Origin of the sequence: Sphingobacterium paramultivorum, assembly GCF_014109745.1 — a bacterium.
GTDB classification, from domain to species: domain Bacteria; phylum Bacteroidota; class Bacteroidia; order Sphingobacteriales; family Sphingobacteriaceae; genus Sphingobacterium; species Sphingobacterium paramultivorum.
In genome coordinates this window covers 3,473,251-3,499,713 of record NZ_CP058555.1, presented here as the reverse complement: position 1 = coordinate 3,499,713, position 26,463 = coordinate 3,473,251, and the positions used below count along the sequence as shown (strand labels likewise).

Sequence of the window (26,463 nt, the reverse complement as noted above, 5' to 3'; positions counted from 1 at the left end):
ATGATTTATTAATCGATAAATAATAAAAAATGCAATCTCTGAATAAATTAGTGCTTATTCTGTTCTATAGTTTTGTCTTCACTTTCGGGTATGCGCAATCCAGTGTTACCTTGACTTTTGAGCGGAATAAAATGCAACAGCAAGATACTGTTGTCCGAAAAGGGATCCCTTGGTTGGATGAAACGATTACCGAAGAAAATCGGCTGCCCATGCATACAGATTTTGTGACCTTTCCGCAGGAGTCTCAGATCATCAACAGCGATTGGCGTGGATCCTCTGCGTATTTAAGTTTGAATGGTTCCTGGAAATTTAAATGGGTAAATAGCCCTTCAAAACTACCAGCTAACTTTGAATCATTAACTTATGACGATCGTCATTGGGATAATTTTCAGGTGCCTGCAAACTGGGAACTCAATGGATACGGTTTCCCGATGTATACTACCTCAGGTTTTGAATTTACCTATTTAATCGGGAAACCAAATCCACCAATTGTGCCGATGGATTTCAACCCTACAGCTGTGTATCGCCGTGAGGTAGTCATTCCCGAGGATTGGCAAGGAAAGCCCGTAATTCTCCATATTGGGGCAGCCAAATCAAATCTATCTGTTTGGGTAAACGGTCAATATGTCGGGTATGGGGAGGATAGCAAATTACCATCCGAGTTTGACATAACAGCATATTTGAGAAAAGGAAAAAATCTAATTACAATGCGTGTCATGCGATGGGGAGTCGCAAATTATTTGGAGGATCAGGATATGTGGCGCCTTAGTGGAATCACGCGAGACTGTTATCTGCTGGTTCGGCAACCAGTGCATCTACGTGATATTCAATTGTCGCCGACCCTCAATGATGCCTTTGATAAAGGACAGTTAAATACTAAGCTGATCTTTAACCAGGCCAGTCATGGGGATCTAATGGCAGAGGTTACACTTCATAGAAACGGTCTGCTTGTGTCAATTGAAACTGTTAAAGTCGACGGACAGGAAATGGATATTGAACAGACCATAGACCATCCTGAACTATGGTCGGCCGAAATGCCCAATTTATATCAGGTGACTGTTAAACTTACAGACTCTGAGGGCAAACTCAGCGAGATCGTTCCCCTGCAAGTGGGCTTCCGTAGGGTTGAGATCAAAGAAGGTCAGTTGCTCGTTAATGGACAGCCCATACTTGTCAAGGGAATAAACAGGCACGAAACAGATCCCGTTACTGGTCATGTGATCTCGAAAGAAAGTATGTTGCGCGATGTACAGCTCATGAAAAAATTCAATATCAATGCTGTTCGTAACAGCCACTATCCCAATGCCGAATATTGGTTGCAGCTCTGTGACCAATATGGTTTGTATGTAATTGATGAGGCTAATATCGAATCACATGGCATGGGTTATGACCTGTCCTATACGATGGCCAATAGGCCGACCTGGGAGAAAGCACATGTTGCCCGTGTTGAACGCCTTATTCAGCGCGATCGGAATCATCCTAGCGTAATTATTTGGAGTATGGGCAACGAAGCCGGAAATGGCTACAATTTCTATCGGGCCTACCTCCGGATGAAAGAGCTCGATAAAAGTCGCCCTGTACAATACGAAAGGGCTGTGAATAATTATGGGGAATTAAGATTTGACTGGAATACGGATCTGATTGTACCTATGTATGCAAGTCCATCTGCAATGAAAAATTATGCAGCGCGTAACCCAAAGCCTCAAAGACCCTTTATTCAATGTGAGTATGCACATGCCATGGGGAATTCATTGGGAAACTTTAAGGATTATTGGGACATCATTCGGGCAAACAAAGGAATATTTCAAGGCGGATATATTTGGGATTTTGTGGACCAATGTTTTGTTAAAACCAATGCTAAAGGCGATACGGTATATACTTATGGCGGAGATTATGAACCTAAAGAAGCCATAACGGACTGGAATTATGCTTCCAAAGGAATTTTTTATGCCAATAGAACACCCTATCCACATGCTTGGGAAATGAAAAAAGTATATCAAGATATCCATAGTAGCCTATTGAACGAGAAAAAGATACAGGTTTACAATGAACGTTTTTTTACTGGACTTGAAAATGTTGAACTTCAATGGGCGCTTATTGTTGACGGAAAAAGAACGCAATCTGGTTTAATCAAGCATTTGAATGTGTTGCCTCAACAATCTGCTGTACTGTCGATTCCTTATAAAGCAGATATTCCGGGGGAAAAATTTCTGAATCTGACTTATCGATTGAAAAAAGCCGAGGCCTTACTTCCCATAGGGCATATTATTGCAACTGAACAGTTGCCTCTGGGGGGGGCTTTTCAGCCTAAAACAGCCATTTTGGCACAGGGCAAAATCAAGACAGAGCGAAAAGATGGAAATCTGATTGTCTCGGCAAAACAGCTGCTGATGGAGTTTGACCTTAAATCAGGATGGTTGGCGAAATATCATTATAAAGGACAGGATTTTTTGGATGAACATGCGCTATTTAAGACTAATTTCTGGCGTGCGCCGAATGATAACGATTTCGGTGCCAATACGCCGGAAAAACTGAAATCTTGGAAACTGGTTACAGATTCGATTGAACTGCTTGAAATTAGATCCGAATTAATCGATAGCCTGGCCTATGTATATGCGACTTACCAGATGCCTCAGGTATATGGGCAATTAGAAATGAAATACTGCATTAATCAATTGGGTGAAATGCGTGTTTCTCAGTCATTCTTTGCCGACACCACAAAAAAGGTTGCAGTTCTGCCACGTTTCGGTATGCAATGGATTATGCCATCTGGCTTTGAGGCGATTAATTACTACGGTAGGGGACCACAGGAGAACTACATCGATCGTAATTTTGCATCACATGTCGGAATTTATAAACAGACCGTCGATCAACAGTATTTTCCCTATGTAATGCCACAGGAGACCGGCAATAAGACCGATATCAGATGGATGGAAATAAAAAATAAACAAGGTCGGGGATTGTTCTTTACTTCTGACTCTACATTTAGTATGAGCGCTTTGCATTACTTTGATAAAGATTTGGACGATGGTCTCAAGCGACAACAACGTCATGCAGCTGACCTTGTTAAAAGAAAGCAAACGCAACTTAATATTGACCTCAGACAAATGGGCGTGGGTGGAATCAATAGTTGGGGAGCATGGCCGCTGAATGAATATACATTGCCTTACAAAGATTATACATTCTCCTTTATCATAAAACCAGTCGAATAAATATAACGCCCTGTATAGCAACAAACACGCGTAATTGTTATACAGGGCTTATTTTATTTTTGACAATTCAGACTAAGGCCGATCGACATGGAATTCATTCTGAAACGCTTTTCGATACTTTTTGACATAGTCGGATGGCGTATGGCCAAACAATTTGCTGAACTGCTGTCTAAAGTAGCGTTGGTCGTAGAAACCTGTTAAGTTAGCTACTTCATTAATTTTTGAATCCGTCAATATGAGCATCTCTGCTGCTTTTTTGAGTCGTACCGACCTGATAAATTCATTGATCGATTTGCCTGAAATAGTTTTAATTTTTTTATAGAGTGAAGAATGACTCATGCCTGTTTTTTCGGCAAGACTTATTACAGTCAGTTCTTCTAACAGGTTCTCTTCAATAATCTCAATGCACCGTTCTATCAATAACTTATCTGTGATCGGTATCTTTAGCTCATTGGACTGTAGCGTAATCGCATTAAAGAAAAAGTCCTGCAGGTTCTTTTTGTTCTGTAGTAATGTTTTTACCCGGAGCAACAATATTTCCGAATCAAATGGCTTATGGATATAATCATCGGCACCATATTGAATTCCGGCCAATTTAGTGCTTTCAGAGGTACTTGAAGTAAGTAGGATGATTTGAATATGGTTGAGCGTAGCATTAGATTTTACGGCTTTGCAAAGTGACAATCCATCCATCTCTTCCATGATAATATCACTTATCACCAGATCAGGTTGTTTTTCCTTGATCATATCGAGTGCCTGAACACCATTACGGGCATTATAGACCGTGTATTCTACCTTAAAAATGTCCTTAAGATAGCTGCGGATAGCATCGTCGTCGTCGACCAATAAGACACTGAATTTTTTGCTTGATATAGCTGTCGGGAATAAGGGAACGGTTTCCGTCACTACTTGCGAATCGTATAGCATTTGAATCCCCGACTCATTGTGGAGCGCAACATCTGCCAATGGTTCTTGGGCTGGGGTTTGTTGTGCTAAGATAGGCAAAACGAGGTCGAATGTTGTTCCCGCTGTTGCTGAACTCGTGTAACTTATTGTTCCGGCGTGCATTTCAACAAAAGTTTTGACAAGGTACATCCCAATCCCGAATCCTGTTTGTTTTTTGGGACCATTAAGTGGATCCGAAAAATATTTGTCAAATATCCTATCGCCAAGATGTTCGGGGATACCTTTTCCCGAATCTTTGATCTGAATGGTTAATTCCCGACCCTGTTGCGATAAGGCAATATAAATTGCACCATTTGAAGGCGTAAATTTAAAGGCATTTGATATGAGATTGCATAAGATGATCTCAATTTTTTCTTTGTCGGCATTGACATAAATCGGATCGGAATTCTCCTGGAACTGATAATCTATCTTTTGCAATTTTGCCTGAGCAGCGAAATATAGAAATATTTCTTTCATAAAGCTTTGGCAGTCAAAAATACTTGTTTTGAGCTGTTCGGCACCGTCCTCTGTTTTTCTAAATACAAGCAGCTGGTCCACCAAGCTCAACAGTCTTTTGGCATTTCTATGTACAACCTGAAGGGAAGCGTTGTCCTTGGACTCGTTTTTGGTCTTAAGCAGATCTTTAATCGGATTAATAATTAAGGTCAGTGGTGTTCTAAATTCATGCGATATATTCGTGAAAAATGCGTGCCTCTTATCATTGAGTTCTCTTTCTTTCTGAATGGTAAATTTTGAAAGCTGTATTTCGTAATTTAAAGCGATTTGCCTTCTCCGATAGCGCAGATACCATAGTCCGATATAGGCAATAACCAGCGTGTAAAGCAGGTAGGCCCACCAGCTTCTATACCAAGGCGGAAGAATTTGAATCTCGAGCTTAATCTGTTTATTCGTCCAATTGCCTTCCGAGTCGGTCGATTGAATATGCAGAATATAAGTTCCTTCATGCAGACCGTTGTAATTTATTGATCGGGTAGACCCTGCATCGTTCCATCCCTTGTCCAATCCTTCCAATAGATACCTGTATTTTATCTTTTGTGGGGAATCAAACTCCAGGGCTGCAAACTCCAGCGAAAAAGTGGATTGATTGTAGGGGAGCGTCAATTTGTGAATGCTATGATCTGTTCTAATATCGACCCGGTCGCTCTGGTCTGCAATCTTTTTATTGTTAATTTTAAGGCTAGTGATAGCTAAGGCAGGTTCATAAATTTTCAGTTTAATGCTATCGGCGTCAAAGATGTTAAAACCGTTGTTTCCTCCGAAAAGAAGATGGCCCTCTTTGAGCTTAAGAGCTGCCCCATAGGAAAATTCGTTGCTTTGAAGTCCGTCAGTTTCTTCGTACCGTACAAATTTTTTAGTGGAAGGATCGAACTTCGAAAGCCCATTAAAGGTGCTTAACCACAATTTTCCGGTTTTATCTTCCAAAATATTAAGTACGGCATTGTTGCTCAATCCTTCATTTGTGGAATAATTTTCGACAATCTTTTTTAAACTGATATCAAATGCCAAGAGTCCCTTTCCTTCTGTTCCCAGCCAAAGTCTGTTATTTTTTCCGAGCTGAATGGCACGAACAGGTTTTCCGATTAAATATCTCGAGATTTTTTTCGTCTGCTTGTTTAACTGTATGATCTCATTGTAATTCCCCATCCAGATATTACCTTTCTGATCATCAATCATACAATTGATATCATAGATGTCTTCGCTGAATACTTCAAATTGGTCGCTTGTCGGATTATATGTATATACTCTTCCCTCAGAAAATGTCGCTGCCCAGAGCTTCTCATCCTGATCCTTAAAAAGTAACTGTACACTGTTATTTAGAACCCCATTTGGGGTTCTACAAACATAATATTTAAATCCCGAACCCTTTGTGTAACGCGCAATGCCCCTTTCGGTTGCTATCCATAGTCCTCCATTAGTTCCAGTCAAAAGATGGTTTACCGTATTGTCTGGCAATTGCTGTGGCCCTTTTTGAAAAGACTGAACCTGATTGGTCTTGTTATCCCATACGTAAAGACCATTGCCTTCGGTACCAATCCAGATCTTGTTATCATATTCAACAAAAGAACGGACAAATTTGTGCGCTAAGTTAAAGCCTGTATAATGTTTCTGCTGTAAATAATTAAATTTATAGCCGTTGTTATCAATCGTCTCAATGCCGCCTTTTCCGGTGCCGATCCATATTTTATGCTGAGAGTCTATGTAAACCGTATAAATGGTCTTGCTATTCAGTGAAAATTGAACGGGCTGTAGATCATTTTTGTTTTCTGCTTTTCCATGAGATAGGTTAAGTATAAAAATGCCATTGTTTTGGGTGGCTATCCAAAGTTTGTTTTGTCCTTCCAGCGTCAGCATATTGATCTGACTCGATTTAAGCTCCTGCGGATACAATGTCGAAAGCTTGCCGTCTTTGATTTTCAAAACAAATAGTCCCTCGTAATTACCAATAAAGAGTTCACCACTGTTTGTACTAGCCATACAGGTTGCACTGGTAATGACCTTTGATACAAGATGCAACTGCTGTGTTTTTTTATCGAAAGTATATAAACCGCTTCCCTCTATAAAAACCCATATTCGGCCTGCCGTATCAATATGCGTGGCGGATACATGGTAGTATAAGCTGGATAGGTTCGATTTATAATCTTTAAAAGCGATTTGCATGGCATATGCTTCTTTATGGCTTTTGTAAAATAGCCCCCAGCCGTTTGTGCCTATATAAATATTATTGTCACTATCGATTTGAATGGATTTCGTGTCGGCGTTGAGATGATATGACCGTTTCGATTTTTGGTCTCTATAATTTAAACGGGAGAAGGTATCAAAATTTCGGTCGTAGATTCCAATCCCTTGACCGGTTCCTATCCACAATTTTTTATTGTGGTCTTCTGCTATACAATAGATATAATTATGCGGAATGCTATTTTCGTTATTTAGTTGGTTTCTATAGGTTTTTATATCGTAACCGTCGAATCTGTTAAGCCCGTCGAAGGTACCGAACCACATAAAGCCCTGACTATCCTGAAATATGGATTTCACCGAACTATTGGACAAACCTCTATTCATCTCCTTGGGAAATTGTGCTAGGGTCAGCATACTTGAGTGAACAAGGATAAGAACGAATACCAGGATCAAGGCCTGACGAGAATATAGGAGTCTGTTGAAACTAGGCATGTTAGCAGTTTTGTTCGTATGGTATTTCCGATATCAGGTAAAATTATCGATTCATCATTATCATAGGTTATTATCTTGAAAACGACTTTTTGCAATCGGAAACAGTCAATTTGAAGATTGTATGGCTAAAGATACGATTGTTTTTTAAAATAAGTGTATATTGTACGTTTATTTAAGGACACCTGTATTACAGCTAACATTTTTGCTTTATAAAGCAAAAAAATCGGGAAGAAAGTAATGAGTGTCTCCATTAAATAGTGTACAAACCAATTTAAAGTAGCTTTTGCGCTGGTTTATCAAAAAATACTATACATCTAAATATATGCGGATCAATTTAATCTTATGTCTATTGTTTGTAGGACATTTTTCATTTGGACAGCAACTGAACAAAGAAGCCGTACTTGCTCAGCTAAGTAAGGCAAACCAATACTGGCAGTCTCATCATAAGCCGGAGGTTTGGGCTTTTTGGGATCAGGCAGCTTATCATACCGGAAATATGGAATTCTATAAGATTTCAAAATCAGCGGGCGACTTAAAATATGCTGAGGATTGGGCGAGATACAATGATTGGAAAGGTGCCAAGTCTACCAATACAGAACTTTGGAAATACAACTATGGGGAAACAGACGAACACGTTCTTTTTGGTGACTGGCAAATTTGTTTCCAAACCTATATCGATCTCTATCATATATCGCCAAGCCCTGAAAAGATTGCACGTGCTCAGGAAGTCATGGACTATCAGATCCACTCCAATAAACAGGACTATTGGTGGTGGGCCGATGGTTTGTATATGGTGATGCCCGTGATGGCTAAAATGTACAAATTGACAGGAAATTCACTTTATCTGGATAAGATGTATACTTATTTGCAATACGCCGATAGTATCATGTTTGATCGGGAAGAGAAATTGTATTACCGCGATGCAAAATATGTCTTCCCCAAACACCAGAGCTTACATGGCAAAAAGGATTTTTGGGCTCGTGGCGATGGCTGGGTGTTCGCTGCATTTGCAAAGGTTCTTCAAGATCTACCTCAGGAGGATAAACATTATACCTACTATCAGGAGCGCTTTAAGGATATGGCAGCCGCTATCATTAATTGCCAACAGCAGGAGGGATTCTGGACTCGAAGCATGTTAGATCCCGAACATGCACCCGGTCGGGAAACAAGCGGAACCGCTTTTTTTACTTATGGGTTGCTCTGGGGAATAAATAATGGATTGCTAAGCGATTTTAAATTTAAAGATGCTGCGGTTAAAGGCTGGAAATACCTTAGTGAGATCGCTTTACAACCCGATGGCAGAATTGGGTATGTACAACCTATCGGTGAAAAAGCTATCCCCGGACAAGTAGTGGATACCAACTCTACAGCTCCTTTTGGTGTAGGTGCGTTTTTATTAGCCGGCTCGGAAATGTATCGTTATTTAGCTAAAAAATAGCCTGGATTTGAAAATGAAAAATAAGATTTTATTGTTCTTGGCCATTCTTCTGACAGGCCATACTGTCTTTGGACAGGGCTTGAAGAAGAAACCTGCATCAACAAAAGAGACGGATAGAGCTTTTTGGCTTAAAGAAATGGATCATATGCTGCGTCCCGTCCTCCGCAGTCTGGCCCATGATAGCCTGCGGTTAACTATGCCACAAATGACTTCTATACACGTGGATAATAAGGAACAACGCATCAAAGTACAATATGTTGAAGTCTTGGGAAGGGTATTGTCAGGCATAGCACCTTGGCTTTCCTTGGATGGCGGTTCGGCTGAAGAGATAAAGTTACGCGATCAATACAGAGTATGGACTATTCAAGCACTTAAAAATGCTTTGGACAGCAGCGCACGTGATTTTATGCGTTTTGATCTCGGTGGTCAACAGCTTGTTGATGCCTCATTTATCGCTTTGGGATTTATGCGCAGTCCTTGGCTGTGGGATCATATCGACAATCAGACAAAAAAGAATTTGGTAGCATCCATAAAAATTACACGCCAATTTCGGCCGGCTTATTCAAATTGGTTACTCTTTTCAGCAATGAATGAAGTTTTTTTAGCGAAATATTCTGATGATTGGGATGTGATGCGTGTTGATTATGCGCTGCAGCAATTGGAACAGTGGTATGTTGGAGATGGAATGTATATGGATGGTCCGCATTATGCATTTGATTACTATAATAGTTATGTTATCCATCCCTTCTTGGCCGGAATTATGGATTTCATACAGTTGAAAACTAAAAACTATGATGGGATGTTTGCAAAAATCAAGCTTCGAAATGAGCGCTATGCCATTATTCAGGAGCGGCTGATCAATGCCGACGGCAGCTTTCCCCCGACAGGAAGGTCTGTAATCTATCGCGCGGCAGCTTTCCACCATCTTGCAGATATGGCGTTCAAGAGGCGACTCCCTAGGGAACTCAGCGAAGGACAGGTGAAGGCTGCCTTGTCTGCAGTACTGAAAAAATCGACCGAAAACCCAAATACGTATGAAAATGGCTGGTTGACACTGGGTATGTATGGTAATCAGCCGGGCTTGGGTGATCCATACAATAATCAGGGTAGCCCCTATTTATGTTCAGTTATTTTTTTGCCTTTGGGATTACCCGACGGAGATTCTTTTTGGACAAGTGAAGCGAGCGACTGGAGTGCACGGCGTATCTGGTCAGGACAGGACTGGCATAAAGATCAGGGTAAAGCCATTCAATAACCCCAAATTCCGGGAATAAGACTCCTTTCAAAAGGATCTGGTGGACTCAACAAGTGTATAAAAAATTCAATGAAGCAATATCTAAATCAACTAGTAAGAGTGGGGATGCTCACTTGCGCGTGTCTCTTGTTTATTTACAATGCACAAGGGCAGAAAATTAAGAATACGCTTGTCGGAAATGGCTGGGCAAAGAACACGGTCAACACAACCGTATTTCGTAAAAATTCATTAACCAGCAATGGTAAATACCAATATATCGCTTATTATGATGAAGCTGGATATGTAGTTTTAGGCCAGCGATTACTTTCTGGAAAGGTCTGGAAGTTGCGACGTACCGGCTATACTGGGCTTGTGAAGGATGCTCATAATGTGATTAGTATTATGGTGGATAAGGCTGGATATCTCCACGTTTGTTGGGATCAGCATGACAGCAAGTTGAGATATGCACGTACCCTTCATCCCAATAGTCTTGTGCTGGGTTATGAGCAAGCCATGCTGGGACAAAATGAGTCAAAGGTAACCTATCCCGAATTCTTAAAGTTGCCCAGTGGCGAGTTACTGTTTTTATATCGTGACGGCGGATCCGGTCATGGTAATCTTGTGGTCAATAAGTACGATAGTAATCAGCAAAAATGGAAGCGGATGCATAGCAATCTGATTGATGGCGAGGGACGGAGAAATGCCTATTGGCAAAGTTATGTGGATCGTCGGGGGACGATACATCTTTCTTGGGTCTGGCGGGAGAGTCCCAACGTGGAAAGCAATCATGATATGGCTTATGCATGTTCAAAAGATGGCGGATTAACCTGGCAAAAGAGTAATGGAATGCGGTACGATTTGCCCATGAAAGAATCTACGGTCGAGTATGCGGCCCATATCCCCCAGCAGCACGAATTGATTAATCAAACCTCTATCGCTGCGGATGAAAAAGGGAATCCTTTTATCGCTAGTTATTGGCGTGATGCAGGAACACAGATCCCACAATATAAGGTAATCTATTTACAAGAGGGTGAATGGAAGATCCGGTCTTTTGATTTTAGAAAAACACCCTTTAGTTTGAGTGGTGGTGGAACAAAGGATATTCCAATTGCCAGGCCCCAGGTGTTGGTTCGCGGAAAAGACAATAAAATAATGTTGACGCTGGTCTTTCGGGATCAAGAGCGCGGTTACCGACCTTCGATACTAAGGTTGAATGGCATGCATCAAGAGGCAAATGACATTATTGATCTTTGTGAGCAGTCGGTAGGGGCTTGGGAACCTACATATGATACCCAGTTGTGGCAAAAGAAACGTAAAGTTGCTTTATTTGTGCAGTCTACAGTGCAAAAGGATGCTGAGGGACTCGCTGATGCTCCCGCGACAGCAATACGGGTAGTAGAATGGCGTGATTGAGCAAGAGGATAGCTCGAAAGTATAGTGGATACAAATTCTTACTCCACTTTTAAGCTGTCGACCGGATTAGCTTTTGCAGCGGCTATTGCTCTGGTACATAGGGTTAGAATAGCAATTAACAGTGCGATGATCCCGGCAACTACAAGTATCCACCAGCTGACCGAAATGCGATAAGCGAACTCTTGCAGCCACTGGTTCATCAATAACCATCCGAGCGGCAGTGCAATCAACAGGGCTATACCGACCAGTTTAACCATATCAGAGCACAGAAGATAAACGAGGTTGCTTAATGTTGCACCTAATGTTTTGCGTATACCAATTTCTTTTATTCGCAATTGAATAGCAAATGTGATTACACCAAATAGTCCTAAACAGGCAATAACGATAGACAATAAGGCGAAAATTAAGAGAATTTGACCCTGTTTTATTTCCGAATTGTATTGATGTTCAAAGGTCTTATCTAAAAATGTGTATTCTAAAGGATAATCGGGTACATATTTACTGTAAACTTTGTTTATATGCGAAATTGTATGCTCTACATTTGTCGATTTCATGCGAATATAAATATTGTCCATTTCCATTTTATTAGCTGGAAGTTCTAGGATAAGAGGCTCTATTTTGTGCTGAAGCGAATAAATATGAAAGTCGCCGACCACCCCGATAACAGATTTCAGGATGGATTTTCCAGTTGTGTCTCTTCCAAATTCGATCCTTTTGCCTATCGCGTTTGTCCAGCCTTGTTTTTTTGCAAATGCTGCGTTTATAATGACAGAGGCGCTATCTGTTGGCATGGTACTGTCGAAATTTCTTCCCTTAACCAGTTGAATATGCATTGCTGGGATAAAATTAGGGTCAATTTTTAAGGTATTGGCGAGTGTAAAGTTGGGATCAATTTTTCCATTATTTTCAACATTGAAAGTCCCCACGCCAATGTCGTTTTTCCCAATTGGATTGCTGGCGAACGCTACTTCTGTAATATGGCTATCTTCAAGTAAGCTATTCCTGAGCTCGTCGCCTTTATTGCGCGTGGATTCATTGTCCAGATGGAAAACCATGACCTGATTTTTGTCAAAACCCAGGTTTTTTGTAGTCATAAAGTTCAATTGTAGAAAAATCACCATGGTGGATACAATAAGCAATACTGCGATTACAAATTGAAAAACCACAAGTGATTTTCTCAGTAGATGTTGGAAGCCATGTGTTCCGATCTGATTTTTTAGCGAAGGAATAGTCTTTAGTCCTGCAAGTACTAAAGCTGGATAAATACCGGTAGTGAATACTAAAAATACGATAAATGGAAGTACAAACAGTAAGGTTTTCCCTATTCCAAAATGCCATAAATCCAATTGCTTACCGATCATTTGGTTTAGCCATGGAAGAAAAGTTGAGGCCAGCAATATGCTTAACAATGCTGCACAAAAGATGATTAAAGACGTTTCAACAAGAAGCTGCTTTGTTAGATTTAAAGTGCTGGATCCGATTACTTTCCGGACGGCAATTTCTCTTATCCTTATTGAAGCCTGCGCCGTCGTGATATTAATATAATTTACGATCGCAATTAAGAGTACTAATGCACCGACAATGGAAAAGATGTAAACATATTTGATATTGCTATTATTGCCGAGCTCATAACTTAGATTAGAATGCAGATGGATATCCGTAATTGGTTGTAATTCGATTTTATAATCAAAATCGAGATCCCGTCCATGAATATATTTTTTTACGATGTAAGGAAGTTTTTTTTGAAGTTGGGGCAAGTATGACTGATCTTTTAATAGTACGTAAGTATAAAGGTAAAGTTGATTCCAATCAGGATTAAAGTCTTTTGAAAAGGAACGGATAGCTCTGAAGCTGAAATGTGTATTTTGAGGTACATTTTGTATAACAGCCGTGACAAGACTGGGTTCAGATTTATTGAAATAAAGCGTTTTATTGACTGCTGTTTCTACGGATCCAAACAATTGTACGGCTAAGTCTTCTGTCAGTACAATAGATTGGGGATTAGCCAATGCCGTTGCAGGATTGCCAGCAAGAAAATTATAGTCAAATAGATTGAAGAAATTCTTGTCTGCGAGGAAGATTTCGTTGACTTTTGTTTGTTGATTATCAATGGTAATTATGCCTCCGCCCTCAATATCGAATCGCGTGGCTTCTTTTACGCCGGGAAATTCATCTTTAATAACATTTGCCAGGGGACCTGCAGTTCCTGTTATATCAAAGGAACCGCCATCCCATTTTCCGTGAGAAACAACGCGATATATACGGTCTGCCTGCGTAAAATAACGATCATAACTCAATTCATCATTCACAAATAAGAGGATAATCCAACATGCGGCTAGGCCCAACGATAATCCTAGTATATTGATTAAGGAGAAGATTTTGTTTCTGAACAATTTCCGCCAACCGACTTTTAAGTAATTATACATGATTTCCTAATTTTAATCTTAAAAATTCATTGCATTTCATGTCATTTTTATCTCATACAACATGCTTGAGATCAATTGGTTTTAAACGCATCAATAGTTTTGCCTAAACTTTAAGTTTTTGATATTCAGTGTTTTGTTTGTTTTTTTAACCGTATTAAATTGTTCGATTGTGAACAATACTGTTCGCTTGCGAACGGAGAATGATTACATAGTTAGCCAGCTCACATCTTATGGCTTCAATTCATCTTTTAGCTGGCATTTAATAGGGTGTACGCATGTGAACAATATCGCTATAAACTGTTCGCTTCCGTACAGCTACTTTTTCTGAAAAAGATATGGAATATGCTTTAAAAGCCCATAGAAGCCGTTATTGAACTCACAGGACAACTGGTATAGTATTTGGCACGGAGCTAATAAAATTGATATTATGTTCTTTATGCATTTTGAAGTTCACCTTTTCATTTCAGTCATTCACCGAGTTTTACCGGTTGTTGATCTAAAGTCTGTGAGCAAGAAGCATCTAGAGCAGTAATTTTGAATCAACAAATAAGAACAAAAACCATCATGAGCATCGATGGAAATGCTCATGATAGCTTCATCACAATTGAAGAACAAATTATTTAGATGAAAAACTTACACGATAAAATAAAGATATTATGAAAACGCTAGTAAAAACAATCGCAGCAGCAGCCTTAATCGCAATTTCAACATGTGCTATGGCAGCTGAAGGTCCCGGATCAAAATCAGCAAAAACAAACGTTAACCTATCAACAGCAGACTTTGCTTTAGAGCACTATGTTGCTGTAATGACTGAAGGTGAATCGGCTGGTGTAGAACAATTGTTTGCTGAGGATTTTAATCAAAAGGTCCAAACGGCAAAACTGAAGTCAAATAGCCGTAGTGAAGTGGTTAAGTCCTTGAAAAAACAAAAAGGCGAAAAGCTTAACTGTACAGTGAGTACAGATGTACTTGAAGAATCAGCAGATTATATGGTGGCCAGGGTGACCTTGAAATTTGAGGATTTCAGCAAGACAGATCTAGTGACTTTTGTCCGTGAAGGAAATGACTGGAAAGTTTCCAAATCGATCAATTCGTATAAATAGGAGTCATTTTAATTCAATATATAGGTTGTAGGGCCACATCAGGAGATGTGGCTTTTTTATGTTATTGCGGACAGTTCGTTTTTCTAACTCTAACTTACGAAACGTGCGCTAACATTCAGCATCGTTATACGTGAATTTGCTAATCATCATTTGCTTCTTTCGGGACAAATGCTCACTTATGGCAGGAACCAAGTTATCTTATAGATACGTATTCTCTTGGTGTTTCTTTGCTTTTTTACCGAAGAAACACCAAAGAAACACCAAAGAAACACCAAAGAAATAGCAGACGAAGCCCAAGCCAATCCCAAAGAAGACCCGAACAAAGAGCAAAGAAACACCAAAGAAACACCAAAGAAACGGCAAAGAATCAGCAAGGAATAAGCATAGCTATTTCATTAAAAATTCTCTTTTTTAACTAAATCTTGATCAATAGTGGTGTATCGGTTAATTGAGTGAAATCAATGAAATACGACTAATATTCTTAAGTTTGCGGCATTAACCTGTATTATATTCAAAAAGTGATTCAATTTAGTTTAGACACTCGGTTGAAGTTCCCACTTTAATAGTTACAGCATAAAAAGCTTATTAATATCAAATGAACGCAAATAGATTATTGTTATTTTTATTATTACTATCCGTCACATTGAAAGGCTATGCTCAAGAGGCATTTGAAGGGGAAATTATTTATCAAAATAGCTTTCAAAGTAAGAATTCAAGCGTTACTAGTGAACAAATGAAGGTTCTTCTAGGTGATAAGCAAGAATATTTTATTAAATCGGGGAACTATAAATCGTGCACAAATGGTGTCGGTATAACAATGCAGTTATATATTGGTGAAACCAATAGACTTTACAATAAGACGAGCCGATCCGACACACTTTATTGGTTTGATGCCGATGTGAAATCAGATGCAGTTATAAGTTATGAGCTCGTTAAGAATAAAGAGAAAATATTGGGGGAAGATTGTGATGCCTTGATTTTAAAGACGCAAGGTGGGCAGACAACCTATTTCTACACATCAAAGTATCCTATTGACGTTACCAAATTTCAGATGCACAGCTATGGAAACTGGAACTACTATTTATCAAAAGCCAAGTCTGTTCCATTGAAAATTGTGGTCGATAACGGGCAATTTAAAATGGAATCGGTAGCTCAAAAGATAGAAGCGAGGGAACTTCCTGACGATTTTTTTGCGCTATCAGCCGATACACCAATTAAGAAAACGAAATAAATCAACTTGGTCAGCAGACAGTAATCATTAATCTTTTGCTAGGCTTTTTATGCGGTGTGCGCATGCGAACAATCTATTTTGAAACTGTTCGTATGCGCACATTTTCTTTTTCGTAAAGATTCTTGAAAATGCCTTTAAATGTGCTGAGAGGCACAAATGTTTTTATTGTAGCCACTGGTATAGTATTTGGCATGCAGCAGCTAAGATGGTTGTTATATTCACCTTTACATTTCCGCCATTCACCGATATTCAAATACCGTTGGTCTAAAGTCCATAGGCCAGCGATATATTGAACTTTAGTTTTGGATCAACAAGTAAGGGTATATAGACTAACACAATAGAACAAAAAGATAGTATGAAAGCATTCGTAAAAACATTCACGGCAGCAGCTTTAATCTGCTTATCGTCAGTTGCCATGGCAACTGAAAAGCCAGCATCAAAACCAGAAAAAATTAGCATTAATCTTTCCACAGCAGACTTCGCTTTGCAGCATTATGTTGCTGTAACGATGGCTGGAGAATCTGTGGGTTTAGAGCAATTATTTGCGGAAGATTTCAGCCAAAGGATCCAGGCTTCCACTATACAGACCTACTACGGACGCCAGGCTTTGATTAAATCTTTAAAAAAACAGCAGGGAGAAATTCTGAACTGTAAAACGCATATCAAGATTGTCGAAAAATCCACAGATTATATGATTGCAAAAATTGTATTGAAATTTGACAGCTTTAGCATGACTGACGTAGTGACTTTAGTTTATGAGAATGGCAGTTGGCAGGTATCCAAGTCAGTCCATTCCTATCAGTAAGAACCACTCTTTTATTTTTTCTTCTTGGCTCCATTATTGTATAAATTCAGTTGCCGATAGAGCAATGGAATAGCGTGTTTTGTTCTAAATCGTTGAAACGAAGCAACTATGAGGTGTAAATTACCGAATGTGCTTGGAATTCTTTAGTTTTGAATACACTAGTTAGGGATAACCCTATGTCTCCTCGGCAAAGGAACGTTTGGAACAATTCAGAAATACGGACGAACAATGATATTGAAAGAAAGAATCGGTCACAATTACCTGAAATACCTGTTTACTGGTACGCTTTCGGCTTTGCTGGTTACAGGTTATGCGCAGGAAGTGGGGAAACAACAGAAAGAAAAGAAAGAGAAACAACAGCAACAGCAACATAGTGTGCAAGGTGGCGGCGGAGAGGTTCAAACCATGGATTCCATTGATGTCGTACGCGACTACCGGCCTATGCTGGCCGATGCGGTCAAGGTACGCCGCAGTCCGGATATGACGCATATCAACCGCGATGCTATCGAGACAGAGCTACGCCAGATTGCCACAGCCACCTATTTAGCGCAGCAAAAATATAAACAGGCCTATTATCACGAATTGATGAAACGGCACCCAGACGCTTCGCAAAGTAATATCGATAATTATCGCATCAGCTATCTGGCTTATGGCGCTGGCGAATACAAAAGAGCGAGCGGTATGCTGGAGGCCATAAAACCTTCGGATGCCTTTTATCAGGGGGCGATCATGACATTAGGCCATATCGCTCTGGAGACTGGCGACAAGCAAGCTGCACGAAATGCTTTTGTCAAAGCGACAAAACTGGATTTAGACCAGCAAGTGAAAGCCGATGCGCTATTTAACTATGCTAAAATCTTGTTTGCAATGGACTCCACCCAAGCGGCACAAAAAGTCCTCGAAAAATATATCGCCCAAGAAGTGAAACCTGTCGATCCGGGTTCAAAAAGAAAGGAAAGTGCCGAAACACTATCCGCTGAAATTCTACGTGGGACCACCAACTTCCATGCCGGTGTTAGTATGCTGGAATCGCTAAAAGAGCGCGGTCGGGAGGTCAATGCGATCTATCAAAAGGTCACCTACTACCGCGGACTGGAGTTTTATAACGAGCGTGCTTTCGAAAATAGCATATCCATGTTTATGCGATCTGAAAAGTTTCCCGTCAATGCTGAAATGGCCGCTCTTGCGACCTATTGGAAAGCAGAGGCCATGTATGAAGTCCGCAAATTTGGTGAAGCCGTAGAAAACTTCTCCCAGTTTCTGAGCCTGCCCGTCGCTCGGAATAGCGACCTGTATAATTATGCAAATTATGGACTGGCGTATGCGGCTTACCGAAACAACCGTTTTGAACTGGCGGCCAATTATTTTGAACGTTTTTTGGCTGCTGGAGGAAATGCGGTGGATCAAAATATACGGTATGATGTCATTGCACGCCTAGGCGATTCGTATCTGTGTCTGCGCGATTACGGCCGGGCAAATAAGTACTATGATCAGCTGATCGACAGCAAAGCGCCCAATCAGGATTATGCCCTATTCCAGCGCGGTATCTTATTTGGTCTGCAAGGTAACAACGAAACCAAGCTCAGTACGCTGCGGTCCGTTTTGAAGCAATTTCCATCTTCGAACTATGCGGATGATGCGGCCTTTGAAATTCCCTATACTTATTTCACGATGGGTGATTATGGTCGTGCTATCGAAGGATTGCAAGCAATGGTCGAAAAGTACCCCCGTAGCAGTTATATTCCGCGCGCTTTAATGACCATAGGGCTCGTGCAGTACAATAACGATGAGCCCGAAGCGGCGAAAGCGACTTTTCAGAAGGTGGTGGAGAAATATACCCGAACTGCTGAAGCCGAGCAGGCCATGCGTTTCATCGAAAATATTTACCTCGATCAGGGGGATGCTTCAAGCTATATCCGTTATGCTGTCGGTACCAATGTCAGTAATCTGAGTCCTGCAGAGCTAGATAACATGGCTTTCCAGGCTGCGCAGTCGCTATTCGCCAGGGGAGAATACGGAGCGGCTGTAGAAGCGATCAATGCCTATTTTGATAAATTTCCAAAACCCAGACAAGAAAAATTTGCCCGTTACATCCGTGGGGTGAGTTCGTACCGCACTGGGCATCCACAGGAAGCACTACACGATCTGAATATCATATTGAACGACTGGACGAGCAAATATTCAGAGAATACCTTGCTGACGGTTGCTGCGCTATATCTGGATCTTAAAGAATACAATGAAGCCATTGTGCACCTCAAAAAATTGGAGCTCAACGAAGAATATAAAAAGAACTATGGCTATGCGGTAACGAACCTGATGGTGTGTTACTTCGAACTCGGCGATATGGAGCAAATGGCTAAGTACGTGAGCCTGGTCAAGAATTACAACGGAGCAACGGAGGAAGAAATAGCGAAAGCGCATCTGTATAGTGGAAAAGCCTTGCTAAAAGAAAAGAATGTAGCGTCTGCCATGAAAGAATTCAACCTGGCCGCGCTGAAAAGCCAATCGGCAGTCGGCGCAGAAGCGCGGTATCGTGTGGGGCAGCTACAGTATGATAACAAGGAATATGATAAAGCGCTGGAAACAGCCTTTGATGTAATCAACAATAGGGAAGCACAAGAATATTGGGTTGCCAAGAGCTTCCTATTGCTTGCTGATGCCTATGCGCGTAAAGGCAATGCTTTCCAGGCGAAGAGTACCTTGAAAAGTGTGATTGACAATTATGATAAAAACGATGATATCGTGCCCGCGGCGAAAGAGCGCTTACAGAAGTTGAAGTAATACTTCTGAAAATTTGGCATACGCCAGATGTGATAGCGTTTTTCATTTCTTTCGAATGAAGAGGATCGTATGGAACATGAACCTAAAAAGCCCGACAACAATCGGGCTTTTTGCATTAAGTAGACTGCTATAAATCTGATAAGAAACCTCCCTAATAATTTAAACGGTATAAATCCAAGAAGGAAGATCTGTTTCTTTATCACTTAGTCTCCATAAGTGAATGATTTTATTCACATCGTCCTTCGTAGCGGATTAAATCCTAATTTTTGTACAAAAACGAACCTTTTTTGAACAAATCAATACCATAGCGGAAATCTGCTGTGGCTATTTTTGTGTCGTCCCATTTGATCAATTTGATTTAAAGAAGACCAATATAGCATAGACTACAATAACCAATAGACTTGAAAATATGTTCAAATACGAAATGATAAACAAACAGCTAATCTCAAATTGGATAATAAAATTTTTTTTAACGCTTTTATTGTGCACTTCTGGATTGCTTGGTTTTTCTCAAAAAAATGAAGGGAAAAGCGGTTCGGGCAACACCGGGTATATTTTATTAAAGCCAAAATACGATGGTCATTCAGTCTTGCGCAACCCATTAAATGGTTGGGTAATGTATGCTCCCCGTAATGCCGATGATACGTATTGGGATATCGAATATTTTGTACCAGCATTGGGTAAAAAGGTAAAGGTCATTGATTATGCTTCGGCATGTTATGTACGCACGAGCTGGTCTTCGCTGAATCCCAGTGACGGTGTTTATGCCTGGGATGATCCAAACTCTAAAATAGGAAAGCTCCTTAAAGGCGCACAAACGAGAGGGTTGCCCATAGCGCTCCGTATTGTGGTAGATGGTCGCGACCAAGGTCAAAATACACCCAAATTTGTGTTCGACCTCGGAGCCAAATATTATTTGGAAAATGAAAATCATCCCGATAGGCAAACACCTTATCCTCAGGATGCGGTATTTAGAAAATACTATACCAAATTTATCACAGCTTTGGCCAAGGAATTTAATGATCCTGAAAAGACCTCTTTTATTGATGCCTATGGCTTGGGGAAATGGGGCGAAGCACATTATGTTGTCTATGAAGATCCTAAAATGGCAACACCCGAAAGTACTGAAAAAATAAAGGAAGAAACCCTTGAATGGGTGACCAGCTTATATGCTAACACATTTACAAAAGTTCCTTTGGTTATCAACTACCATCGTCTGGTCGGTCATCCCGAAAGTTGGGGAGCAGTCAACCCGAATAGTGAACGCTTATTGGATAAAGCTATTGATAAGGGGTATAGCCTTCGCCAAGATGCTTTTGGCATGACTGGCTATTACCAGAATTGGGAAAAGGATTTTGCCAAGAAATGGAATTTTAAGCGTCCTATCATCATGGAAGGAGGCTGGATTATTGCTCCAGGTAAGCACCGTTATTGGACAGACCCCAGTGGAAAATATAGAGAAGGTCATGATGAGGATGTGAGGAAAGGTGAGTTGGACCTGTCGGCCGAAGCCCATGTCAATATGATGGACTTTAGAGCGGGGGGAGAAACTGAATCCTGGTTTAAGTCCTTTGATTTGGTTCAACGGTTTATTACAGAAGGGGGGTACCGTGTATATCCAGACCAAATCAACCTCCCTCAAGATATCAAGACGGGAAAAGTAGCGCAAATCGCCCATCGTTGGCAGAATATGGGCTGGGGCTACTTACCTAATAATATTCCACAATGGAACTACAAATATAAAGTTGCTTTTGCACTGTTAGATGCCAAAGGGAATGTTAAAAAGATTTTTGTAGATCGTCAGAGTGAACCGTCTGCTTGGTTGAAAGGTGCTGCTGCGAGTTATAAAATAAATGCAAAAGTAGATCTACCTGCAGGGATATATAGCTGGGCAGTCGCCATTGTTGATACGACCAAGGAAAATAAGCCTGCAATTCAACTTGCTCTTGATGGAGATTTGACGGCTCAGGGTTGGACAAAGCTTTCGGCATTACAGGTAAAATAGAAAATTTTATTAACAACTAACACCTATTATGATAAAGCTGATCAATCTATCTTTGATATTGTCCCTTTTTTTTAGCCTGATAACCTCCAACCTTGTTGCACAGCAAAATATGGCCAATGTGTATGGTAGGCGAGCTCAATCCTTAAATGGAAAGTGGGACGCTATTGTAGACTTGTACGACCAGGGAAGAAAAAACCAAATCTACCTGAATAAAAAAGCCGAAAGCAAGACTGATTTTTATGAATACGCTTTCGAGAATGGTCTCCGTTTAAATGTGCCTTCAGATTGGAACAGTCAAATGCCTGAACTTAAATATTACGAAGGTACCATCTGGTATGGGCGTAAGTTCGATGTAGTGAAAGAAAATAACAAAAGGTTGTTCTTGTATTTTGCTGCGGTAAGTTACCGTTGTCGCATATATCTCAATGGACAAGAGATTGCACAACATGAAGGTGGTTTTACCCCCTTTCAGATTGAAATAACAGATGCAGCTAAAGAAAACGATAATTTTTTGGCAGTTGAGGTAAATAATAGCCGGCAGGTTGATGCCATTCCGGCAATGGCCTTTGATTGGTGGAACTATGGCGGTATCACCCGAGATGTCTTTTTGGTAAGCACGCCAAAAGTTTTTATCGACGATTATTTTGTTCAATTGGACAAAACCAAAGCCGATAAAATCAATGCGAAGGTCAAACTTTCGGAAACGATGGCCAATTCCTCGGTAACTATCGAAATACCGGAACTACAACTAAAACAAACGCTTAAAACAGATGCTCAGGGGGAAGTAAAAACTTCATTCCTATCGAGAAAAATCAAACGTTGGTCGCCCACTTCACCTAAACTGTATAACGTGAAGATTTCAACGCGCGACGATCAAATAGAAGAGGAAATAGGTTTTCGCAATATTTGGGTAAAAGGGGAAGATATCTTCCTGAATGGCGAAGCTATTTTTCTTAAGTCCATTTCATTTCATGAGGAAATACCTCAGCGCAGAGGTCGTGCTTTTTCACAGGCAGATGCAGTGATGCTGCTTTCAGAAGCGAAAGCTTTGGGCTGTAATATGATTCGTTTGGCACATTATCCACAAAATGAATATATCGTGAGAATGGCCGAAAAAATGGGTTTCTTGTTGTGGGAAGAAATTCCCATTTGGCAAGGCATCAATTTTGAAAATGAATCGACCAAAGAGAAAGCCGGTAAAATGATGCGGGAAATGGTTGCTCGAGACAAAAATCGTTGCGCACTCGCTTTTTGGGGCGTAGCCAATGAAACCCAACCATCCGAGCCTAGAAATGCTTTTATCAGGCATTTGATTGCTACATGCAGAGCCATTGACACGACCAGGCTTATAACCGCTGCTTTTGATCTTGTTCGTTTCAATAAGGAGAAGGAAACCTTTGTTATGGATGATCCTTTTACGAAAGAATTGGACGTCGTAGCTGTCAACAAATATTTAGGCTGGTACCATTCCTGGCCAGTTTCTCCTGATAAAGCAGTATGGGATGTGGCAAAAGGCCAGCCCTTAATTATTTCTGAATTTGGAGGCGAGGCGCTGTATGGCAAAACGGGCGAAAAGGATGTCGTCAGTTCATGGAGTGAAGATTACCAAGCGACTTTGTACAAAAACAACCTCGAAATGTTTAAGCATATTCCAAACCTGCGCGGAACTTCACCTTGGGTGCTATTTGATTTCCGTTCGCCGTTCCGTTTTCATCCGACCAACCAAGATGGCTGGAACCGCAAAGGATTGATCTCAGACCAAGGCTACCGAAAGAAAGCCTGGTTTCTGATGAAGCATTATTATGATAATAAATAAGACTTCAATTACGAAACCGAGCTTAAAGAGGAGTATCACAGTGACACTATTTTTTCGATGCCTACAAAAATAATATACTGAAAAGAATGAAAGCACCTAAACTATCGAAACACAAAATGGATGAATACAGGACAAGCATCTATAAATACTTTAAAATGATGTGCCTAATGGGGTTTTTCCTGCTGGCATCCTTGTTAAAGGCTCAAGATGCTATCGATTTATCAGGAACTTGGGGGTTCCAGACGGACGTGATGGATTTCCGTAGAGGATCGCTGTCCCCCCGCTATAATCATCTTTTGCAAGAAACAATTAAGCTTCCCGGTATTACCGATGATTATCAGATAGGATATAAAAATCCCTATAAATATATCGATCGCCTGACCCGAAAATACGAATACATGGGACCGGCATGGTACCAACGTGATATTGAAATCCCTGCCGAATGGAAAGGGAAAAAAATATTCCTATACTTTGAGCGTACCCACTGGTTGAGTTCAGTTTTTGTAGATACCAAGGAAGTCAGCAGTATCGATTATGTAAGTGTGCCCCACAACCACGATCTGAGCTCATTTGTAAAGCCCGGAAAGAAGCATCGCATGACCATTTGTATCGATAACCGGTTTCAGTATAATACACACAAATGGAACCATGCGCATACTGAATTTACGCAGATTAACTGGAACGGTATTCTAGGAGAAATAAAACTGCTGGCCATAGACCCAGTTTATCTGGAAGATCTTCAGGTATATCCAAATATAGCCGATCAGTCCATAAAAGTAAAATTACGGGTAAATAATGCGACCAAAAAACAGATAAAGGGCAAAGTGTCTTTCGTCATCGAGGGAACAAACTACAGTCTTAAGGATGAAGTTGCACTGGTAAGTACCGATTCGGTGACCTTCGTAGAGACCACTATTCCATTAGGTAAGCATATCAAATTGTGGGATGAGTTTAACCCAAACCTCTATCGTATAAATTGTCAACTGAATACCTCCGACGGCAAAAACAGCTACCGACATGAAAAAGCGACAACCTTTGGTATGCGTGAAGTAAAACAAGGAAAAAACCATGTACTGCTCAATAATCGTCCCATCCATTTAAGAGGCAATGTAGAAAATGCAGTGTTTCCAAAAACAGGCCATGCTCCGCTCGACGATGCCTCTTGGGAACGAATCATGGTGCTGATGAAGGCGTATGGCATGAACCATTTACGATTCCATTCATGGTGCCCGCCGGCGGCGGCCTTTCGCATGGCAGACAAACATGGAATATATTTTGAAGTGGAAATGCCTATGTGGGGCAAAGATGCCGAACCCGACGAGTCTAGATATAACTTCTTCCGTAGGGAAATTAAAGCTATTTTAAAAGAATATGGCAACCATCCTTCTTTTGTTCTGTACTGCAACGGAAATGAAATTACCGGGAATTTCGACTTTATCGAGGAGTTGACTGCCGAAGGCAGAAAAGCTGATCCCCGTCATCTTTACAGCGGTTCCACGGCACGAACACGCGTTAAATCAGATCAATATTACGTTTCCCAGCAAACCAATAAAGGGCCGGTGAAGGTGTACGAAGGTCTGCCCGGTACCGATTGGGACAAGAATTTGGAATCTGATGTAGATGTGCCCGTCATTTCACACGAGTCAGGACAACGCTGTATTTATCCAAATTTTGATGAAATAAAGAAATATGCCAACAGTCCCGTAGAGGCCCGCAATTTTGAAGTATTTAGCGATCTATTACAAAAAAATGGCATGTTGGACCAAGCAAAGGATTTCTTCAGAGCATCTGGTGCGTTAACCGTGCTGGAGTACAAAGCCGTGATCGAAGCTCTGTTGCGATCAGGTAAATCTGCCGGATTTCAGCTTTTGTCGATGAATGACTTTCCGGGACAAGGGTACGCGCCCGTGGGGATCTTCGATCCTTTCTGGGATTCGAAAGGATTGGTTACAGCAGAAAAATTCAGCGAGTTTTGCGCGCCAACGGTCGCTCTACTGCGCTACGATAAAAGCAGTTTTTTCAACACAGAAACATTTAGGGGAAAAGCCGAGGTATATAACTTTAGCAATTCTGCACTTGAAAATGCGAAAATTAAATGGTGGTTGACCGATACCGCTGGCAACGTATTGAAAAAGGGAACACTGAAAAAGCAAACCATTGCCAACGAAAATGTATCGCCGGTAGGTGAATTTGAGATTTCCCTAAAAAACATCAGCACCCAAAAAGTTACGGTTCATCTTGCGGTGAACGATAGCATTAAGAATAGCTGGGACATTTGGGTATATCCAAAGCATCAACATCTGATGCAGTCTACAGCTAATGTATTGTACACCGATGTCTACGATGATGTTGCAAAAAGGCAGTTGGCCCAGGGTAAAACCGTGGTTCTTTATCCTTCTCCAGACCAGGTGAAAGGTCGAAAGTCACTGTTTCACAATCATTTTTGGAACCCCATTATGTTTGCATGGGCACCGATGACCATCGGCAATCTGGTTCATCATAAGCAGGCCATGTTTAATGATTTTCTTACTTCATACCATACCGATTGGCAGTGGTGGGATATCCTGAACCATGCAAAAGTAATCGAAATGCAACATGCACCACAACAACTGCGTCCATTTATACAGGTCATCGACAGCTACGACAACAACCAGAAATTGGGTATAGGTTTCGAAGCCAAACTGCACGGCGGGAAATTGCTGGTACTGGCATTGGATACCAAAAATGATATGGATAACCGTCCCGCTACCCAACAATTGTTGTACAGTATTGATAATTATGTAAAAAGTGAGAAATTCTCGCCGCAAGTGGCCGTGGACGAAACTTTTATTCAATCATTTTTAGAGAAATAAGAAAGATTTACAC

14 protein-coding genes are annotated in these 26,463 nt (G+C 40.8%); 11 read left to right on the top strand and 3 right to left on the bottom strand.

Annotated features, from left to right (window positions below; genetic code table 11):
• Positions 1-29: 29 nt before the first annotated feature.
• Positions 30-3,212: a glycoside hydrolase family 2 TIM barrel-domain containing protein gene (locus HS960_RS14780; protein WP_228280029.1), complete on the top strand. Its 3,183-nt coding sequence runs from the start codon at positions 30-32 to the stop codon at positions 3,210-3,212.
• Between the two features lie 72 nt (positions 3,213-3,284).
• On the opposite strand, the gene HS960_RS14775 is transcribed toward HS960_RS14780, so the two are convergent.
• Entirely contained in the window at positions 3,285-7,346 is a 4,062-nt protein-coding gene (locus HS960_RS14775; protein WP_182329826.1) for a hybrid sensor histidine kinase/response regulator transcription factor, read from the bottom strand.
• 322 nt (positions 7,347-7,668) lie between these two features.
• Between HS960_RS14775 and HS960_RS14770 the strand changes: the two genes are divergently transcribed.
• From HS960_RS14770 to HS960_RS14760, 3 genes are all read left to right on the top strand, one after another.
• Entirely contained in the window at positions 7,669-8,784 is a 1,116-nt protein-coding gene (locus tag HS960_RS14770) for a glycoside hydrolase family 88/105 protein (protein ID WP_182329824.1), read from the top strand.
• A 13-nt stretch (positions 8,785-8,797) separates the two neighbouring features.
• On the top strand, positions 8,798-10,039 hold the full coding sequence (locus tag HS960_RS14765) for a DUF2264 domain-containing protein (RefSeq protein WP_153847008.1): 1,242 nt from the start codon (positions 8,798-8,800) through the stop codon (positions 10,037-10,039).
• A 69-nt stretch (positions 10,040-10,108) separates the two neighbouring features.
• The gene (locus HS960_RS14760) at positions 10,109-11,431 is read left to right on the top strand and encodes a BNR repeat-containing protein (RefSeq protein WP_153847007.1); all 1,323 of its coding nucleotides are present in this window, start codon (positions 10,109-10,111) and stop codon (positions 11,429-11,431) included.
• Positions 11,432-11,469: 38 nt separating this feature from the next.
• Here HS960_RS14760 and HS960_RS14755 read toward each other — a convergent pair whose 3' ends face one another.
• Together HS960_RS14755 and HS960_RS27160 are read right to left on the bottom strand one after the other, a co-directional pair.
• A complete protein-coding gene (locus HS960_RS14755; RefSeq protein ID WP_182329822.1) occupies positions 11,470-13,857 on the bottom strand; it encodes an ABC transporter permease in 2,388 nt (795 codons plus the stop codon).
• Positions 13,858-14,328: 471 nt separating this feature from the next.
• Positions 14,329-14,445: a zinc-finger domain-containing protein gene (locus HS960_RS27160; protein WP_153847003.1), complete on the bottom strand. Its 117-nt coding sequence runs from the start codon at positions 14,443-14,445 to the stop codon at positions 14,329-14,331.
• 68 nt (positions 14,446-14,513) lie between these two features.
• Between HS960_RS27160 and HS960_RS14745 the strand changes: the two genes are divergently transcribed.
• The 7 genes from HS960_RS14745 to HS960_RS14715 all read left to right on the top strand — a co-directional run bounded on the left by HS960_RS14745 (position 14,514) and on the right by HS960_RS14715 (position 26,450).
• Positions 14,514-14,960 carry a nuclear transport factor 2 family protein gene (locus tag HS960_RS14745; RefSeq protein WP_182329820.1) on the top strand — a complete coding sequence of 149 codons (447 nt, stop codon included), beginning with the start codon at positions 14,514-14,516 and terminating at the stop codon, positions 14,958-14,960.
• A gap of 595 nt (positions 14,961-15,555) precedes the next feature.
• Positions 15,556-16,191: a hypothetical protein gene (locus HS960_RS14740; RefSeq protein ID WP_182329818.1), complete on the top strand. Its 636-nt coding sequence runs from the start codon at positions 15,556-15,558 to the stop codon at positions 16,189-16,191.
• Positions 16,192-16,546: 355 nt separating this feature from the next.
• A complete protein-coding gene (locus HS960_RS14735; RefSeq protein WP_182329816.1) occupies positions 16,547-16,996 on the top strand; it encodes a nuclear transport factor 2 family protein in 450 nt (149 codons plus the stop codon).
• A 228-nt stretch (positions 16,997-17,224) separates the two neighbouring features.
• Positions 17,225-19,777, top strand: coding sequence for a tetratricopeptide repeat protein (locus HS960_RS14730; RefSeq protein ID WP_159729629.1), 2,553 nt, complete (start codon positions 17,225-17,227; stop codon positions 19,775-19,777).
• Between the two features lie 616 nt (positions 19,778-20,393).
• The gene (locus tag HS960_RS14725) at positions 20,394-21,782 is read left to right on the top strand and encodes a DUF4832 domain-containing protein (RefSeq protein WP_228280028.1); all 1,389 of its coding nucleotides are present in this window, start codon (positions 20,394-20,396) and stop codon (positions 21,780-21,782) included.
• Positions 21,783-21,810: 28 nt separating this feature from the next.
• The gene (locus HS960_RS14720; protein WP_182329812.1) at positions 21,811-23,598 is read left to right on the top strand and encodes a glycoside hydrolase family 2 protein; all 1,788 of its coding nucleotides are present in this window, start codon (positions 21,811-21,813) and stop codon (positions 23,596-23,598) included.
• An 86-nt stretch (positions 23,599-23,684) separates the two neighbouring features.
• Positions 23,685-26,450: a sugar-binding domain-containing protein gene (locus tag HS960_RS14715; RefSeq protein WP_228280027.1), complete on the top strand. Its 2,766-nt coding sequence runs from the start codon at positions 23,685-23,687 to the stop codon at positions 26,448-26,450.
• Positions 26,451-26,463: the final 13 nt, after the last annotated feature.

Coding starts and splice junctions, on each gene's coding strand:
- HS960_RS14780 (WP_228280029.1), top strand. CDS start 30: ATGCAATCTCTGAATAAATTAGTGCTTATTCTGTTCTATAGTTTTGTC.
- HS960_RS14775 (WP_182329826.1), bottom strand. CDS start 7,346: ATGCCTAGTTTCAACAGACTCCTATATTCTCGTCAGGCCTTGATCCTG.
- HS960_RS14770 (WP_182329824.1), top strand. CDS start 7,669: ATGCGGATCAATTTAATCTTATGTCTATTGTTTGTAGGACATTTTTCA.
- HS960_RS14765 (WP_153847008.1), top strand. CDS start 8,798: ATGAAAAATAAGATTTTATTGTTCTTGGCCATTCTTCTGACAGGCCAT.
- HS960_RS14760 (WP_153847007.1), top strand. CDS start 10,109: ATGAAGCAATATCTAAATCAACTAGTAAGAGTGGGGATGCTCACTTGC.
- HS960_RS14755 (WP_182329822.1), bottom strand. CDS start 13,857: ATGTATAATTACTTAAAAGTCGGTTGGCGGAAATTGTTCAGAAACAAA.
- HS960_RS27160 (WP_153847003.1), bottom strand. CDS start 14,445: ATGAGCATTTCCATCGATGCTCATGATGGTTTTTGTTCTTATTTGTTG.
- HS960_RS14745 (WP_182329820.1), top strand. CDS start 14,514: ATGAAAACGCTAGTAAAAACAATCGCAGCAGCAGCCTTAATCGCAATT.
- HS960_RS14740 (WP_182329818.1), top strand. CDS start 15,556: ATGAACGCAAATAGATTATTGTTATTTTTATTATTACTATCCGTCACA.
- HS960_RS14735 (WP_182329816.1), top strand. CDS start 16,547: ATGAAAGCATTCGTAAAAACATTCACGGCAGCAGCTTTAATCTGCTTA.
- HS960_RS14730 (WP_159729629.1), top strand. CDS start 17,225: ATGATATTGAAAGAAAGAATCGGTCACAATTACCTGAAATACCTGTTT.
- HS960_RS14725 (WP_228280028.1), top strand. CDS start 20,394: ATGTATGCTCCCCGTAATGCCGATGATACGTATTGGGATATCGAATAT.
- HS960_RS14720 (WP_182329812.1), top strand. CDS start 21,811: ATGATAAAGCTGATCAATCTATCTTTGATATTGTCCCTTTTTTTTAGC.
- HS960_RS14715 (WP_228280027.1), top strand. CDS start 23,685: ATGAAAGCACCTAAACTATCGAAACACAAAATGGATGAATACAGGACA.